At 67.3% G+C, this 15,503-nt stretch carries 15 protein-coding genes; 8 read left to right on the plus strand and 7 right to left on the minus strand.

Annotated features, from left to right (window positions below; all coding sequences use genetic code 11):
- Positions 1-10: 10 nt before the first annotated feature.
- Positions 11-676, minus strand: coding sequence for a response regulator (locus tag DQP58_RS07460; RefSeq protein WP_112707817.1), 666 nt, complete (start codon positions 674-676; stop codon positions 11-13).
- Positions 666-1,826: a MacS family sensor histidine kinase gene (gene macS, locus DQP58_RS07465; RefSeq protein WP_112707818.1), complete on the minus strand. Its 1,161-nt coding sequence runs from the start codon at positions 1,824-1,826 to the stop codon at positions 666-668. The genes DQP58_RS07460 and macS overlap by 11 nt, the downstream gene beginning before the upstream one ends.
- Positions 1,827-1,968: 142 nt before the next feature.
- Here macS and DQP58_RS07470 point away from each other — a divergent pair, with 142 nt between their 5' ends.
- Positions 1,969-2,943 carry an Acg family FMN-binding oxidoreductase gene (locus DQP58_RS07470; RefSeq protein ID WP_112707819.1) on the plus strand — a complete coding sequence of 325 codons (975 nt, stop codon included), beginning with the start codon at positions 1,969-1,971 and terminating at the stop codon, positions 2,941-2,943.
- Between the two features lie 9 nt (positions 2,944-2,952).
- Here the strand turns inward: DQP58_RS07470 and DQP58_RS07475 are convergent, their stop codons facing one another.
- Complete coding sequence (locus DQP58_RS07475) at positions 2,953-3,369, minus strand: pyridoxamine 5'-phosphate oxidase family protein (protein ID WP_112707864.1); 417 nt, start codon at positions 3,367-3,369, stop codon at positions 2,953-2,955.
- 217 nt (positions 3,370-3,586) lie between these two features.
- Here DQP58_RS07475 and DQP58_RS07480 point away from each other — a divergent pair, with 217 nt between their 5' ends.
- Both DQP58_RS07480 and DQP58_RS07485 read left to right on the plus strand, forming a co-directional pair.
- The gene (locus tag DQP58_RS07480) at positions 3,587-4,255 is read left to right on the plus strand and encodes a response regulator (protein ID WP_112707820.1); all 669 of its coding nucleotides are present in this window, start codon (positions 3,587-3,589) and stop codon (positions 4,253-4,255) included.
- Between the two features lie 101 nt (positions 4,256-4,356).
- Positions 4,357-5,964: a GAF domain-containing sensor histidine kinase gene (locus DQP58_RS07485; protein ID WP_112707865.1), complete on the plus strand. Its 1,608-nt coding sequence runs from the start codon at positions 4,357-4,359 to the stop codon at positions 5,962-5,964.
- 27 nt (positions 5,965-5,991) lie between these two features.
- Here DQP58_RS07485 and DQP58_RS07490 read toward each other — a convergent pair whose 3' ends face one another.
- Entirely contained in the window at positions 5,992-6,669 is a 678-nt protein-coding gene (locus tag DQP58_RS07490; RefSeq protein ID WP_112707821.1) for a PAS and ANTAR domain-containing protein, read from the minus strand.
- An 83-nt stretch (positions 6,670-6,752) separates the two neighbouring features.
- Positions 6,753-7,202, minus strand: coding sequence for an Hsp20/alpha crystallin family protein (locus DQP58_RS07495; RefSeq protein ID WP_112707866.1), 450 nt, complete (start codon positions 7,200-7,202; stop codon positions 6,753-6,755).
- Positions 7,203-7,343: 141 nt separating this feature from the next.
- On the opposite strand from DQP58_RS07495, the gene DQP58_RS07500 reads away from it, so the two are divergent.
- Together DQP58_RS07500 and DQP58_RS07505 are read left to right on the plus strand one after the other, a co-directional pair.
- A complete protein-coding gene (locus DQP58_RS07500; protein ID WP_112707822.1) occupies positions 7,344-7,709 on the plus strand; it encodes a MerR family transcriptional regulator in 366 nt (121 codons plus the stop codon).
- Between the two features lie 62 nt (positions 7,710-7,771).
- The gene (locus DQP58_RS07505; protein ID WP_112707823.1) at positions 7,772-8,308 is read left to right on the plus strand and encodes a DUF1360 domain-containing protein; all 537 of its coding nucleotides are present in this window, start codon (positions 7,772-7,774) and stop codon (positions 8,306-8,308) included.
- 18 nt (positions 8,309-8,326) lie between these two features.
- Here the strand turns inward: DQP58_RS07505 and DQP58_RS07510 are convergent, their stop codons facing one another.
- Entirely contained in the window at positions 8,327-9,637 is a 1,311-nt protein-coding gene (locus DQP58_RS07510) for an NAD(P)/FAD-dependent oxidoreductase (RefSeq protein ID WP_066876910.1), read from the minus strand.
- A gap of 303 nt (positions 9,638-9,940) precedes the next feature.
- Between DQP58_RS07510 and DQP58_RS07515 the strand changes: the two genes are divergently transcribed.
- A complete protein-coding gene (locus tag DQP58_RS07515; protein ID WP_112707824.1) occupies positions 9,941-10,648 on the plus strand; it encodes a GAF and ANTAR domain-containing protein in 708 nt (235 codons plus the stop codon).
- Positions 10,649-10,678: 30 nt separating this feature from the next.
- On the opposite strand, the gene DQP58_RS07520 is transcribed toward DQP58_RS07515, so the two are convergent.
- A complete protein-coding gene (locus tag DQP58_RS07520) occupies positions 10,679-11,833 on the minus strand; it encodes an NAD(P)/FAD-dependent oxidoreductase (RefSeq protein ID WP_240629605.1) in 1,155 nt (384 codons plus the stop codon).
- 83 nt (positions 11,834-11,916) lie between these two features.
- On the opposite strand from DQP58_RS07520, the gene DQP58_RS07525 reads away from it, so the two are divergent.
- Positions 11,917-13,098: a zinc-dependent alcohol dehydrogenase gene (locus DQP58_RS07525; protein ID WP_112707826.1), complete on the plus strand. Its 1,182-nt coding sequence runs from the start codon at positions 11,917-11,919 to the stop codon at positions 13,096-13,098.
- 92 nt (positions 13,099-13,190) lie between these two features.
- On the plus strand, positions 13,191-15,341 hold the full coding sequence (glgX, locus tag DQP58_RS07530; RefSeq protein ID WP_112707827.1) for a glycogen debranching protein GlgX: 2,151 nt from the start codon (positions 13,191-13,193) through the stop codon (positions 15,339-15,341).
- Positions 15,342-15,503 lie beyond the last annotated feature (162 nt).

Consider the following 15,503-nt stretch of genomic DNA (forward strand, 5'->3'; position numbering starts at 1 on the left):
GCCCCGCGGGTCACGGCTCTTCGTCCAGGCCGTGCTCGATGGCGTAGCGCGCTAGTTCCACCCGATTGGCGACCTGGAGCTTGCGGAAAGTCGCCTGCACATGGTTTTCCACCGTGCGGTGGCTCAACGACAGCCTCTCGGCGATCTGCTTGGCGGACAGGCCTTTTGCCACGTAACGCAGCACCTCCGTTTCTCGTTCGGTGAGGCTGGGGCGGGCGGGCCCGTCGTCCTTGCTCTGCGCGATGCGCCGGTATTCGCCAAGCACCAGCCCGGCCAGGCTGGGGGTGAACACGGCCCGCCCGGCCGCGGTGGCCGTCACCGCCTGTGCCAGTTCGGCTTTCGAGGCGCTCTTGACCAGGTATCCGGTCGCACCGGCTTTGACCGCCTCCAGCACGTCATCGCGTTCGTCGGAGGCCGACAGCACCAGCACCCGCGTCGACGGTGACACCGCGAGCACCGCGGCGGTCGCCTGCGCACCGTCGCCATCGGTCAGCTGCATGTCCATCACCACCACGTCGGGCTTGACCACGGCGGCCCGCCGCCCCGCGGCGGCCACGCCATCGGCCGTGGCGACCACGGCGAAGCCCTCCTCTGCCAGGTCGCGGGCGACCGCGTCACGCCAGATCGGGTGGTCGTCGACGACCATCACGGTCGTCGGCGTCTCGTCATCCGCCATGGCGTCCCTCCCCGCGTGGCACGCACAATTCCCACTCGGTGCCCTCGCCTGGGGCGCTGTGCAATTCGGCGCTGCCGCCCAGCGCCGTCAGGCGTCCGATGATCGATTGGGCGATGCCCAGGCGTCCCTGACGAGACGCCTCCTCGAGCCGGCCGGCGGCAATCCCCACCCCGTCGTCGCGGACACTGACCACGACCGAATCACCGAGGTCCTCCACCAGCACGTACGCGTGCGCGTCCGGACCGGCATGGGCGATGACGTTGTCCAGCGCATTGCCCACCGCGGCGTCGAGTTCGGTTGCCGCCCAACGCCCCAGCGGCACCGGGGCGCCCGGCAGGCTGAATGACACGCGATCGGATTCCCGGCACCGCAGCAGTGCGCGCAGGTCGAGCGTCACCCCGTCGGCGTCCGGCTCGATGTCCGTGCACGCCAGCCAGCGCCGCAACGCGCGCTCCTGCTCGCTGGCCAGGTCGGCGAGTTCTGCTGTGGGGCCGCCGATCTCATGGCCCTTCTTGGCGACCAGGGCCAGCACCTGGATCGCTCCGTCGTGGACCTGCCGGGACAATCGGTCGCGTTCGGCCACCGCGGCGTTCAGTTGGGCCGCTCGTTGCAGCTCGTCGTGGGCGCGCCGCGCCGTCTGCGCGGCCATCCCGATCGCCATGCCGATCGCCAGTTCGATGATGACGGTGGCGTTGTGCCCGAGGTTGAGCGCGAGGTAGTTTTTGACGGCGAAGTTGGTGGCCATCACCGCCAGACCCGTCAGCATTCCGCCGGCGGGACCGAACTGGATGGCGGCGGAGATCGTGGGGTTGCTCGCCCACAACGTCGTCGGCCAGGTCTGGTTCTCGGCCGCCCAGTGCGGGCTCGCGACGAGACTGTTCGACCACATCAGCAGGACGACGACCACGAGCTCGGCCAGCACCCACGCCGGCCGGCGCCCGAAGCCGCGCAGGTAGGCGACCGCGCACGCCGCGCTCCAGCCGATCAGCGCGCCGAAGAGCACCCAGCCCAGCACCGGCCGCATGAGATCCGGATTAATCGCGATTTGAAAGCCGGTGGCGTAGACGCAGCTCAGCAGCCGGAACACCTGGGCTGCGCGCCACAGCGGCGTGGTGGGATCGGGGCCGTGGTTCGCCATCGCCGTCAGCATAAGGGCGACGGGCCCGGGGGCGGGGCGGCCACGCAGATTGGCCGAAAGTCCCTTGAGTTAGAGCCGTCCTGCCCTCGTGCTGGCGAGAAGAACGCGTGATGGTGGATACCGGCAAGGCGCTAGGAGAGAAGGGGACCATGGCATGAACGCCCGCTTTCCGGACGCGGAGACGATCCGAACGGCCCTGACGCTGGCCTCGCGCGCCCCGTCGGTGCACAACACCCAACCGTGGCGGTGGCGCGTCGACGCGACCAGCCTGCAGCTGCACGCCGACGCTGGTCGCCAGCTGCCCACCACCGACCCCGACTGCCGCGATTTGATTCTGAGTTGCGGCACGGCGCTGCACCACTGCGTTGCGGCGTTCGCCGCGGTGGGGTGGCGGTCCAAGGTGACGCGGCTGCCGAACGTCGCCGACTCCAATCACCTTGCCACGCTGCAGCTTTCGCCGTACCCCGCCGATTTCCTCGACATCGCGCTCGCCGCGGCGATACCGCGGCGGCGCACCGATCGGCGCTATTACAGCTCCTGGCCGGTGCCTGTGGGCGACATCGCGCTGATGGCGGCGCGGGCCGCGCGCAACGGCGTCACGCTGTGTCAGGTGGAAGACATCGAGGCGCTGCACGGCATCGTGGTGCAGTCGGTCCGCGATCACCTGACCCAGGACTATCTCGTCGAGCTGACGGCATGGAGTGGGCGCTACTTCTCGGTCGCCGGGGTGCCCGCGCGCAATGCGCCGATATCGGACCCGCAGGCCAAGATCCCGAGCCGGCTGTTCGCGGGCGCGGCGCTGCCGATGGCACCGGACTCGTCCCCGGAAGAGGACAACGCGGTGGTGCTTGCGCTGGGCACCCGCCACGACGGCCGGTTGGCCCAGCTGCGCGCCGGTGAAGCCACCAGCGCGGTGCTGCTCACCGCGACGTCGACCGGCCTGGCCAGTTGCCCGGTGACCGAACCGCTGGAGATGGCCGACACCCGCGAGGCCGTACGCCGCGACATCTTCGGCGACAGCTACTATCCGCAGATGCTGCTCCGGGTGGGTTGGGCGCCGATCAACGCCGATCCGTTGCCTGCGACGCCGCGACGCCCACTCGATGACTTCGTCGAGTGGGTGAGCTGACCGCGGGCGCTAAACGTCACCCGGTGGTGAGCCGAACTGGAACCTGCGGCCCGTGACACTTTCCGGCACGATGCGCACATAGTGCGTCTTTTCCGGCCTGGTCCACGGCAGCACCTGTGCGCGCTCGGCCTCCTCGAGTTCCTCGGGGGTGTGCAGCGAGCGCGCCTTGCCCCTGACGATCACGCTCCACGCCTCGGCGACGTTGTGGTCGTCGGCTTCGAAGAGCACCCGATTGTTGATCGCGGAACTGACCAGCTTGGTGCCCCCCGCGGTGCGGAACAGCACGGTTCGGCGCTGGACGACGTAGTTGACCGGGAAGATGTCGGGCTGGCCGTCGGCGTAGGTGACCAGCCGCCCCAGCGCCAGGCTGCCCAGCAGCTCCCAACACTCGTGCACCGGCAGAATGACGACGCCCTCATCGGTCATCGAAAGCTCCTTTCCGCGGGTGCGGTTGACGCCGCAATGGACCACGGTCGCAACACTATTGGCGCACCACCGGCCGGGGCGTCGGCCGAAGGTCCCGACCCGTGGGGACCAAAGTCGTTGAACCCGTTGCGTCCCGGCGGCTGCCTTCGAAATATGGGATATTGGGTGGGTCGGTCGCAATCTTTCCAGTTGCCAGACCGGCAGGAAAGGGCTCGCCATGGTCAAGGTGTTCCTGGTCGACGACCATGAGGTCGTCCGCCGCGGTCTTTCCGATCTACTCGCCTCCGATCCGGATCTTCAGATCGTCGGCGAGGCGGGCACGGTGGCCGAGGCGAAGGCGCGCATCCCGGCGTTGCAGCCCGACGTTGCCGTGCTCGACGTTCGGCTACCCGACGGCAACGGCATCGAACTGTGCCGCGACCTGGTGGCGGATCACCCCGACCTGCGCTGCCTGATGCTGACGTCGTTCACCTCCGATGAGGCGATGCTCGAGGCGATCCTGGCCGGCGCCAGCGGATTCGTGGTCAAGGACATCAAGGGCATGGAGCTGGCCCACGCCATCAAAGAGGTGGGCGCAGGCAAATCGCTGCTGGACAACCGCGCCGCGGCCGCGCTGATGTCCAAGCTGCGCGGCACGACCGGGCGCGAGGACCCACTGTCCGGATTGACCGAGCAAGAACGCACGCTGCTCGGACTGCTCAGCGAGGGACTGACCAACAGACAGATCGCCGCGCGCATGTTCCTCGCGGAGAAGACGGTGAAGAACTACGTATCCCGGTTATTGGCCAAGCTCGGCATGGAGCGCCGCACCCAGGCGGCGGTGTTCGCGTCGAAACTGAATCAGCGGACCGGCCCACCGTCGAGTGCGCCGGACTGGTCGGGGTGAGCGGCGGCGAAAAGGGCTCGGCCTTCGCCGGACTCGGGCAGCGCGGGCTGGTCAGCAAGCTGCACGCCCAGCTCGACGAGCTGCTGGCCTCGCGCGATCAGATGGAGCAGTTGCTGCGGGTCATCGTCGAGATCGGCGCGGGCCTCGATCTGGACGCCACCCTGCGCCGGATCATCAGCGCGGCAAGGGAATTGACGTCCGCCCCCTACGGCGCGCTGGCCATCCGCGATCGCGAAGGCAACCTGATTTCGTTCGTCCACGAGGGCATGGACGCCGAGACGGTCCGGCGCGTCGGGCATTTGCCGGTCGGCAAGGGCCTGCTGAGTTTGTCGCTGCTGGATACGCCCGCGCTGCGGATGGACGATCTGACCACACACCACGCCGCCGTCGGCTTTCCCGACCACCATCCGCGGATGCGCGCCTTCCTGGCGGTCCCGATCACCATCCGCGACACCGTGTTCGGCAACTTGTATCTCACCCACGTCGATCCGGCGCGGGTGTTCTCCGAGTCCGACGAGGTTGCCGCGCGGGCCTTGGCGTTCGGGGCCGCCGTCGCCATCGACAACGCACAGGTCTTCGAACGCGAGCGGACGTCGATGAAGTGGATGGAGGCGAGCCGCGAGATCACCACCGCGCTGCTGGCGCGTCCCGAACCGCATCGACGTCCCCTGCAACTGATCGCCGAACGCGCGCGCCTGCTGACCGAGGCCGAACAGGCGATCGTCCTGGTGCCGGCCGACGCCGACGCGTCCGACGACGAGGTCGACACGCTGGTGGTGTCCGCCGCGGTGGGGTTGCACGCCTCGGAGGTGCTCGGGCAGCGGGTTCCGGTGCACGGTTCCACCAGCGGCGCGGTGTTCCGGTCCGGGGAACCGTTGATCACCGAGGAACTGCGCTACCCGATCCAGTCCTTCACCGACGTCGGGCAGCGCCCGGCGATCCTGATGCCGCTGCGCGCCCGCGACGAGGTCGTCGGGGTGATCGCCATCGCCCGCGGTGCCGAGCAGCCGCCGTTCAGCGAGACCTATCTGGATCTAGTCAGTGACTTCGCCACCCACGCCGCGATCGCGCTGGTGCTGGCGTCGGCGCGCGAGGACGCCCGGCAGTTGACCATTCTGGCCGAGCGGGAACGCATCGCGCACGACCTGCACGACCACGTCATCCAACGGCTCTTCGCGGCCGGGATGAACCTGCAGGGCACCCTGGCCCGGGCGCGTTCGCCGGAGGTGGCCGACCGGCTCAATTGCACGCTCGACGATCTGCAGACCATCATCGAGGAAATCCGCACCACGATCTTCGCGCTGAAATCGCCGGTGGCCGCCAGTGGCGATTTCCGGCAGCGCATCCAGCGGGTGGTGGCCGACCTGACGGGAAACCGTGATGTCCTCACCACCGTGCGCATCGACGGGCCGATGAGCGCCGTAAGCGCCGAGCTGGCCGATCACGCCGAAGCGGTCACCACCGAAGCCGTCAGCAATGCCCTTCGTCATTCGGGAGCGTCGCGGCTGACCATCGAGATCAGTGTCGCGGACATGTTCATCCTCAACGTCATCGACGACGGATGCGGCATACCGGACGGCAACACCCGATACAGCGGCCTGGCCAACATGAAGCGGCGCGCCGAGCAACTCGGCGGGAGTTGTGAGATCACCGGCGGGCCCGGGGGCGGTACCCGGGTGCACTGGGTCGCCCCGTTGCTCGACCACTGAGCATCGAAAAGCCTTGGCCTGCAGGCATCATTCGCGGTTACTCCGGACGCGTTCGTGCGCGGTCAACAGCAGATGGTCGAATTCCGACTGGGTGTTCAGCGGCAGGCCGGCGTTGCGGAAGTCCCGGGCGATCTGCTCGGCAAGCGGTCGCAGCTTGACGTTGGCTTCCTGCGACAACCACTTGAGCAACTCGAAAGCCGCGCTGTCGCTGATGCCGTAGATCAGCATCAACATGCCTTTGGCTTGCTCGATGCCGGCCCGATTCTCGCTGATCTCAGCGACTTTCGCGCTCATGGCGTCCTCGTGCGCCTGTTCGTAGGGCGCGGAGACCTCGATGTAGAACCCGTGCGTTCCGATCACGTCACCGTCGTCGTCGAAGAGCCGATCTCCGACGACGACGACGTGGTGCACCCTTCCCCGGGTATCGACGATCCGGTGGCGCGTGCTGAACGCCTTTCGGGTGTGGACGATTTGATCGATGGTGGCCGCGACGTTGCCGCGGTCCTCGGGATGCTTGTGGGACAGCACCAGTTCGGTGGTCGGGGTGATGCTGCCGGGCTCGTAGCCGTGCATGCGTTGCACTTGCTCGGACCATTCCCAGCGCTGGTCGGTGAAGTAGAACCGAAACCACCCCGCCGGCTGCGCGGCGCCGCCGGCCAACGCCTCTTCAACGTTGGCGGTTTGGCCGTCGAGTTCCCATTTCATCGTGCATCCGGTTGCCAGGAGCCGGGGGGGTGCGGCGGCCGCATGCCTGTGTGGGTACGGCCGCCGCCCGGCCCGCCGGTCGGTCAGGCGTTGATGACCTCGCGTTCGGAGGCCTTGTCGTTGATCGCCTTGTGGCCGTCGCCGCGGCCGACCGAGATCTTGCGCGGCTTGGCCTTCTCGGCCACCGGGATGTGCAGGCGCAGAACGCCTTCGGAATAGGATGCCTCGATCTTGTCGGTGTCGAGGTTTTCGCCGAGCACCAGCTGGCGGCTGAACACGCCGCGCGGCCGCTCGGTGGCCAGCATCTCGCGGTTGGGGTCGACGGCCGGTCGTTCGGCGCGCACCGTCACCACATTGCGCTCGATGTCGATGTCCAGCGAGTCGGCGTCGATGCCGGGCAGGTCGAACTCGACGACGAAGTTCTCGCCTTCGCGCCATGCGTCCATCGGCATCACCGCCGGACGGGCGGCGGTACCGAGGACCTGGTGGGCGAAGCGGTCGAGCTCACGGAACGGGTCTGAACGCATCAGCATGGTGGTCACCTCTCACTCCAATCTAGGCTGTGGGTCGGCAATTTCCTATGTCCAATGACATAGATTTTGTATAGCACTGTCGACAGAATGATGCAAGTGTGCTAAACAGATTTTCTAGTGGTGTAGCAACGGGGAGGCGCGATGGTCGACTACCGCGGAAACGCGGATGTTCCGGCGTCCGACCATGGGGTGTATGGCATCTCGGTGGCCGCCGAATTGTCCGGGACTGCGGTGCAGACGCTGCGGCTCTACGAACGCTACGGCCTGATCACGCCGTCGCGCAGCCAGGGCGGCACCCGCCGGTACAGCGCCGACGATCTGGCCAGGATCAAGCGCATCACAGCGCTGGTCGACTCCGGGGTCAACCTGGCCGGCGTCGCGCGCATCCTCGATCTCGAGGACCACAACGCCACGTTGTCGGCCGCCAACACCGATCTGCGGTCCACCAACCGCACCTTGCGAGAAGCCGCGAAAGCGGCGAGGCCCGTCGAGCCGGGCACCGTCTGAGCCTCGCGGATTGCAGCGGCCCGAGCCGGGTATCCGTCCCGCTATGCCTTTAAGGAGAAGCGATGGCTGAGTTGACGGAAACCGGTGCCCAGGTCGTCGACGGTGCGCGCCAGGAAGCGGACGCCTACCGCGGCGACAATGATCGCCCGCTGGGGGGCTACCTGGCGGTCATGGCCGTCTACGGCGTAGTGGTGGTCACCGCGGTGCTGGCGGCGCTGGCCACCGGCCGCACGTTGCCTACCCGGTGGCGGGTCCAGGACCTGCTCATCCTCACCCTGGGCACCCACAAGCTGTCGCGAACCCTGACCAAGGACGCGGTGACGAGCCCGCTGCGCGCGCCGTTCACGCACTATGCGGGCACCGGCGGGCCGGCCGAAGTCCAGGAGGAGGTCCGCGAGCGCAGCCAGCTCCGGCACAGCCTGGGGGAGTTGTTGACCTGTCCGTTCTGCCTGGACATGTGGGTGGCCACCGGGTTTGCCATCGGCCTGGTGTTCGCGCCGCGGTTCACCCGGCTGGTCGCCGGCGTGTTCAGCGCGCTGGCGGGCGCGGACTTTCTTCAGCTGGCCTACGCGATGGCCCAGCAGTCGGCCGAGGGCTGAACCCGAGACGCGGCCGGCTCAGCTCGTCTTCGGCATGGGGATGCCTTCGCTGGCCGTGAACTGCGCGTCGTCCTCGGAGGTCAACCCGATCGAAACGACGGAACGGGTGAACAGCGCGTCGGTCAGGTAGGCCAGCGACACCGCCCACCGGTTGACGCCGCGGGGGATCGCATACAGGTGGTAGGACCTGGTGACGGCTTTGGCGGGCAGCCCGGACAGGTGGATGTTCAGCGGGTTGGCCACCGCATAGCGCGGCCCAAGGTCGACCACCAGGCCGAGGTTGCGGTGTTTGTATTCCTTGCTGCTGCCATAGCCGAGGCTGGCGGCGACGTTGCGGGCCAGCGCTTTGCCCTGCCGGGTCGCGTGCTGGGCGGTCGGCGGGGTGATCTTCCCCGGCTGGGTCAGGTCGGGGACGGCGGCCGCGTCACCGGCCGCGAACACCTCGGGGTGATCCGGCACCTGCAGGTCGGCCTGCACCTTGAGCCGGCCCCTTTCGGTCGGCAGTCCCAGGTCTTGGATCAGCGGTGCGCCGGTCACCCCCGTCACCCAGGCGATGGTGCGCGTGTCGATGCGTGAATCATCGCTGAGCACAACGTGATCGGCGTGTGCCTCCTTGAGCGTGATGCCGAGCCGGACGTCGATTCCGCGCTTGCGTAACACCTTGAGCGCGGCGTCACCCAGCCGCTTTCCCACCTCCGGCATCACCTGGTCGGCCAGGTCCAGCAGCAGGAACCGCACCTCGGCGCGGTTGAAGCCCATCTGTTTGGCCGCCGCGTCGGCCAGCGCCCGCAGCTGTGCGACCAGCTCGGTCCCCGAATACGACGCGCCCACCACCACGACCGTGCGCCGGGCGGCGGCCGCTCGCGGATCGTCCTCGATGTTGGCCAACTCCAGTTGTTCGACGAAGTGGTCGCGCAGGTACAGGGCCTCGGCGGTGGTCTTCAACCCGCGCGCGTGCCTTGCCAGCCCGGGCACATCGAACAGCCGGGTCACCGAGCCCGGCGTCAGCACCAGCCGGTCCCAGGACATCGAATGACTGCGCTCTTCGGGATCGCAATAGGTCAGCGTGCGCTGGGTGAAATCCACCGCGTCCACGCGGCCACGCACCGCGCGCACGCCCTTGAGCGAATTGGCCAGGGGGACAGCGACAAAGCGGGCATCGACGACCCCACCGGCGACGTCGGGCAACAGCGGTGTGTACAGCATGTAGTCGACGGGGGAGATCATCGTGATGTCGACGGGGACGCGTCGTCGGCGCATAATGCGGGCCAGGCGACGGGCGCAGGTGAATCCGGTGAAGCCGCTTCCCACGATCACAATGGAGGTCACCGTCCCGAGTGTAGGCGTGCATCGGAGACGGGTCGCGTGGCCCCTTCACGTCATAGCCTCGTCGCCAGCGAAATACGTTGCCCGAGAAGGTTTTATAACGCCGGAGTCGGCAACGGAAGCGTGCGGGTATGCTGGCACGCCGGTGACGGGCCAGTATCCCTCGGACCGGTTCGTTATCCGGCCTTGCGCTTCGTTGTATGGCCCATAGACTTCTCGTTGGGCGTTCGCATTCGCACGCGTGTGGATGGCGCCATGAAGGCGAGAATGGGCTCTGCGGGCCGCGACGGCTCCGGGGGTGAACTTATGCGGGACGGCAATGCCACGATCGTCACTCAGCTCGTCGAGCTGGTGGCGAATCTGCAGCGCGAACAAAGCGATACCGCTTCCGGGTTGCACGAGCTCATCGAAAACGGCGTCGACCACGTCACCGGGTCCCAGTACGCCGGTATCACCCTGGCCAACAAGAACAAGTCGGTCAGCAGCGTGGTCGCCACGCATCGTTACCCGATGGTGCTAGACGCGATCCAGAACAGCGCCGGCGAAGGGCCGTGCCTGGCGGCGGCCTGGCAGCACCACATCATGCACATCGCCGACCTGAACGCCGAACAACGCTGGCTGCGCTATAGGCGGCTGGCGCTCGAGCAGACGCCGATCCGCTCGATCCTGTCGTACGAGTTGTTCATCGACGGCACCAGCATGGGCGCGCTCAATTTTTACGCCGACCGTCCGCAGGCCTTCAGCGAGGAGGCCGTCGAAGTCGGGGCGGTGTTCGCAACGCATATCGCCCTGGCGTGGTCGATGATGCGCCGGCAGGACCAATTTCGCAGCGCGCTGGCATCCCGCGACATCATCGGCCAGGCCAAGGGCGTGGTCATGGAGCGCTTCAACCTTGATGCCGTAGAAGCGTTCGAATTGCTCACCCGGCTCTCGCAAAAATCCAATATCAGGCTCATCGACATCGCGGCGGCGCTGATAGACGGCGAGCACCCGCTCAAAGGCCACCGCCACTAAGCGCAGATCCGAAAATCGTTCCCGCGGTGGTCAATTCATCGGAACCGGCGCGGGACGCTTGTCGGCGATGAGCCGCTCGCCGAGGTCGTAGTCGTCGTCGGCGTTGTAGGTCAGGACGCCGACGACGGCATTGCCCGAGTCATACCACACGGTGAAGCTGTCGCCATGATCGAGCATCCGGCTGCGTTCGTATCCGTCACCCCACGCGTGGTACTTCAGGGTCGCATCACCGACGCTGGTCCAAAATCCCGGCACCGCATCCCATTTCGCCTGTTGGCCTGCCGCGCGGGCCCCGGCGATCGTCCCTTGGTCGGTCGCGTCCTGCCAGTGCTCGGTGGCCACGCGCCGTCCGGCGATTTCGTGGTGCGCCAGCGCGACATCACCGGCGGCGTACACGCCCGGTACCGCGGTGGCCATGTCGCAACCCACCGCGATGCGCGAGTCCAGGGTCTGCAGGCCGGCCTCGGCCGCGATCCGGCTCAGCGGTGTCACGCCGGTGGCAGCGAGCACCAGGTCGCAGTGAATGGTGACGCCGTTGTCCAGACGCACCCCCGCCTCGGTGATCTCCTCCACCGTCACCCCGCCGACGTGGCGGGCCCCCGCCTGCTCCACCAGCCCACGCAACCGCTCGGCGGCCTCGCCACCCAGGCGCTTCTGCTGTGGAAGTTCCGACGGCGCAACGATAGTCGCCGCAATGCCGCGCCGGGCAAGCGATGCCGCGGCTTCGCAACCGATGAATCCCGAGCCGATCACCACGGCCGACGAGGCGTCTTCGGCCGCGCTGCGCAACGTGGCGGCGTCGGACAGCGAACGCAACAGCAGCGCGCGTTCCCCGCCGGGAAACGGCGGGGGTGCGGGCGCCGCGCCGCAGGCCAGGATCAACGTGTCGTACTCATACCGCCGATCGCCGAGGTGCACAGCGCGCTGCGCGAGATCCAGTCGGTCGACGGGCGCACCGGAGATGAACTCGATCGCCCGTTCATCGAACCACCGCTGTGGGTGTAGGGCGACGTCGTCGGTCTCGCCCCGCAGAAATTCCTTGCTCAACGGCGGCCGGGCATAGGGCAGGTCGATGTCCGCGCTCACGATCCGCACCGGTGTCTCGTTGTCGTGCTCGCGGAAGGCCTCCGCGGCGGCCACCCCGGCCGGCCCGCTGCCGACGATGATCAGTCCAGGTTGGGTCACCACCGGGTCATACCCGCGCCGCGCGGAGTCAACACTCCAGCGCTGCCGTTTCGACAAGTTCGAGGCGGGTATGCGCCACCCGTATGAAGGCTGTTACCTGGCAGGGCAAGCGCGACGTGCGGGTGGATTCGGTGCCCGACCCGAAGATCGAGCAGCCGACGGATGCCATTGTCGAAGTCACCTCGACCAACATCTGCGGTTCCGACCTGCACCTCTACGAGATTCTCGGGGCGTTCATGAAGCCCGGGGACATCCTCGGGCACGAACCGATGGGCATCGTGCGGGAGGTCGGCACCGAAACGGGTGACCTGCGGGTGGGTGACCGGGTCGTCATCCCGTTCCAAATCTCTTGCGGCAGTTGCCACATGTGCGGCCAGCAGCTCTACACCCAGTGCGAAACCACCCAGGTGCGCGACCAGGGCATGGGGGCGGCGCTGTTCGGCTATTCGGAGCTCTACGGCGAGATCCCCGGTGGCCAGGCCGAGCTGTTACGCGTGCCCCAGGCTCAATTCACCCATATCAAAGTTCCTGTGGGTCCGCCGGATTCGCGGTTCGTTTACCTGTCCGACGTGCTGCCCACCGCGTGGCAGGCCGTCGACTACGCCAACATCCCGGACGGTGGCTCGGTGACCGTGCTGGGGCTGGGTCCGATCGGGGACATGGCCGCGCGCATCGCCGACCACCTCGGGTACCGGGTCGTCGCCGTCGACCTGGTGCCCGAGCGGCTGGGCCGCGCCGCCAAACGTGGTATCCACACCATCGATTTGGGGCGGCTCGACTGCTCCCTCGGTGACGCGATCCGCGACTTGACCGACGGCCGGGGAACCGACTCCGTCATCGACGCGGTGGGCATGGAGGCACACGGCTCGCCGGCCGCCAAGCTGGCGCAGCAGGTGGCCGGAGTGTTGCCGGATGCGTTGGGCAAGCGGCTGATGCAGACCGCAGGGGTGGATCGGCTCAACGCGTTGTACTCGGCCATCGACATCGTTCGGCGCGGGGGCACGATCTCGTTGATCGGCGTGTACGGCGGAATGGCGGATCCCCTGCCGATGCTCACCCTGTTCGACAAGCAACTGACGCTGCGGATGGGTCAGGCCAACGTCAAGCGGTGGGTCGACGACATAATGCCGCTGCTGACCGACGACGACCCACTCGGCGTCGACGACTTCGCCACCCACGTGCTGCCGTTGGACCAGGCGCCGCACGCTTACGAGATCTTTCAGAAGAAGCTGGACGGTGCGGTCAAGGTCATACTCAAGCCGTGATCACTTATGCCACAAGGCTTTCGGTTCAGTCTTGGCGGCGTGAGGCGGGGCCCACGGTTTGACGGCCATGACGGCAGGGTATTGATTGCGCCATGACCACCGCAGACGCCCTCGCTCCCACGCCCACCGGAGAGGTGTGGCCGGGCCGGGCCTACCCGCTGGGCGCGACCTACGACGGCGCCGGCACCAACTTTGCCGTATTCAGCGAGGTGGCCGAGCGGGTAGAGCTGTGCCTGTTCGACGCCGAGGGCGTCGAGAGCCGCGTCACCCTGCCCGAGATCGACGGCTTCATCTGGCACGCCTACATCCCCAACATCGAACCGGGCCAGCGCTACGGCTACCGCGTCTACGGTCCGTACGACCCGGCCGCGGGGCTGCGCTGCAACCCCAACAAGCTGCTGGTCGACCCGTATTCGAAGGCCATCGACGGCTCCTTCGAGTGGAACCAGTCGCTGTTCAGCTACAACTTCGGCGACCCCGACAGCCGCAACGACGACGACTCGGCGGAAAGCATGCCCAAGTCGGTGGTGATCAACCCCTACTTCGACTGGGGCAACGACCGCCCGCCGGACCATCAATACGCCGACACCGTGATCTACGAGGCGCACGTCAAGGGCCTGACCCAGACCCACCCCGACATCCCCGAACCGCTGCGCGGCACCTACGCCGCGGTGGCGCACCCGGTGATCATCGAGCACCTCAAGGAACTCGGGGTCACGGCGATCGAATTGATGCCCGTGCACCACTTCGCCAACGACTCCACCCTGGTCGACAAGGGTCTGTCCAATTACTGGGGCTACAACACGATCGGGTTCTTCGCGCCCGACTTCAAGTACTCCAGCTCCACCACGCCGGGCGGGCAGGTCCAGGAGTTCAAGGCCATGGTGCGCTCGCTGCACGAGGCCGGCATCGAGGTCATCCTCGACGTGGTCTACAACCACACCGCCGAGGGCAACCACCTGGGACCCACCCTGTCCATGCGGGGCATCGACAACGCCGCGTACTACCGCCTGGTCGACGACGACAAGCAGTACTACATGGACTACACCGGCACCGGCAACAGCCTCAACGTCGGTCATCCGCATGCGCTGCAGCTGATCATGGACTCGCTGCGCTACTGGGTCACCGAGATGCACGTCGACGGGTTCCGCTTCGATCTGGCCTCGACGCTGGCCCGCGAGTTCTACGACGTCGACCGCCTGGCGACGTTTTTCGAACTCGTGCAACAGGATCCGACGGTCAGCCAGGTCAAGCTGATCGCCGAGCCGTGGGACGTCGGCCCGGGCGGCTATCAAGTGGGTAACTTCCCGCCGCAGTGGACCGAGTGGAACGGCAAGTACCGGGACACCGTCCGCGACTTCTGGCGCGGGGAACCCGCCACCCTCGACGAGTTCGCTTACCGGCTGTCCGGATCGGCGGACCTCTACGAGCACACCGCGCGCCGGCCGGTGGCCTCGATCAACTTCGTCATCGCCCACGACGGCTTCACCCTGCGTGACCTGGTGTCCTACAACGAAAAGCACAACGAGGCCAACGGCGAGGACAACAACGACGGCGAAAGCCACAACCGGTCCTGGAACTGTGGTGTGGAGGGGCCGACCGACGACGAGCAGGTCAACGCGCTGCGCGCCCGTCAGCAGCGCAACTTCGTGACCACGCTGCTGCTGTCCCAGGGCGTGCCGATGATTTGTCACGGCGACGAACTCGGCCGCTCCCAGAACGGCAACAACAACGGTTATTGCCAGGACAACGAGCTCACCTGGATCGACTGGGACAGCGCCGACGCCGGATTGCTGGAGTTCACCCGGGCGGTGTCGGCGCTGCGGGCTGAGCATCCGGTGTTCCGCAGGCGTCGCTTCTTCTCCGGAAAGCCGGTGGGCCGGCGCGGGCAGGACGGCCTGCCGGACATCGCCTGGTTCACCCCCGAGGGCACGGAGATGACCGACGAGGACTGGGGCGCCAGCTTCGCCAAGTCCGTTGCGGTGTTCCTCAACGGCCATGGCATCCCCGACCGCGATGCGCGAGGCCAGCGAGTGCTGGACGACTCGTTCCTGCTGTGCTTCAACGCCCACTACGAGCCGATCGAATTCACCCTGCCGCCAAAGGAATTCGGTGCGGCCTGGGAGATCGTGGTGTACACCGGCCCCGAAGAGACCACGCCCGCCGACGAGGTGCCCGGTGGCGGCGGGCTCAACGTGGAAGCGCACACCGCCGTGGTGCTGCGGGCCCTGCCCTCGGACTAGCCCTTCGCGACACCCACAGCCGCTGGTTCGCGGCTGCATCCGCCCGTTTCTGCGGATCGAGCGGATCGCTCGCGCCGAATAGGCGACATCGGTTAGCTTTTGCGCACACTATTGTTCGCATTGCTGCCGCCGATTCCGCGGCCGCGCCCCGAGTGCCGGGAA

The sequence above is a fragment of the Mycobacterium colombiense genome, assembly GCF_003284975.1.
In the GTDB taxonomy this organism is placed as follows: Bacteria; Actinomycetota; Actinomycetes; order Mycobacteriales; family Mycobacteriaceae; genus Mycobacterium; species Mycobacterium europaeum_A.

Excerpts from the sequence above, each read along its gene's own strand:
- DQP58_RS07460 (WP_112707817.1), bottom strand. The coding sequence starts at position 676 with ATGGCGGATGACGAGACGCCGACGACCGTGATGGTCGTCGACGACCAC.
- macS (WP_112707818.1), bottom strand. The coding sequence starts at position 1,826 with ATGCTGACGGCGATGGCGAACCACGGCCCCGATCCCACCACGCCGCTG.
- DQP58_RS07470 (WP_112707819.1), top strand. The coding sequence starts at position 1,969 with ATGAACGCCCGCTTTCCGGACGCGGAGACGATCCGAACGGCCCTGACG.
- DQP58_RS07475 (WP_112707864.1), bottom strand. The coding sequence starts at position 3,369 with ATGACCGATGAGGGCGTCGTCATTCTGCCGGTGCACGAGTGTTGGGAG.
- DQP58_RS07480 (WP_112707820.1), top strand. The coding sequence starts at position 3,587 with ATGGTCAAGGTGTTCCTGGTCGACGACCATGAGGTCGTCCGCCGCGGT.
- DQP58_RS07485 (WP_112707865.1), top strand. The coding sequence starts at position 4,357 with ATGGAGCAGTTGCTGCGGGTCATCGTCGAGATCGGCGCGGGCCTCGAT.
- DQP58_RS07490 (WP_112707821.1), bottom strand. The coding sequence starts at position 6,669 with ATGAAATGGGAACTCGACGGCCAAACCGCCAACGTTGAAGAGGCGTTG.
- DQP58_RS07495 (WP_112707866.1), bottom strand. The coding sequence starts at position 7,202 with ATGCTGATGCGTTCAGACCCGTTCCGTGAGCTCGACCGCTTCGCCCAC.
- DQP58_RS07500 (WP_112707822.1), top strand. The coding sequence starts at position 7,344 with ATGGTCGACTACCGCGGAAACGCGGATGTTCCGGCGTCCGACCATGGG.
- DQP58_RS07505 (WP_112707823.1), top strand. The coding sequence starts at position 7,772 with ATGGCTGAGTTGACGGAAACCGGTGCCCAGGTCGTCGACGGTGCGCGC.
- DQP58_RS07515 (WP_112707824.1), top strand. The coding sequence starts at position 9,941 with ATGCGGGACGGCAATGCCACGATCGTCACTCAGCTCGTCGAGCTGGTG.
- DQP58_RS07525 (WP_112707826.1), top strand. The coding sequence starts at position 11,917 with ATGAAGGCTGTTACCTGGCAGGGCAAGCGCGACGTGCGGGTGGATTCG.
- glgX (WP_112707827.1), top strand. The coding sequence starts at position 13,191 with ATGACCACCGCAGACGCCCTCGCTCCCACGCCCACCGGAGAGGTGTGG.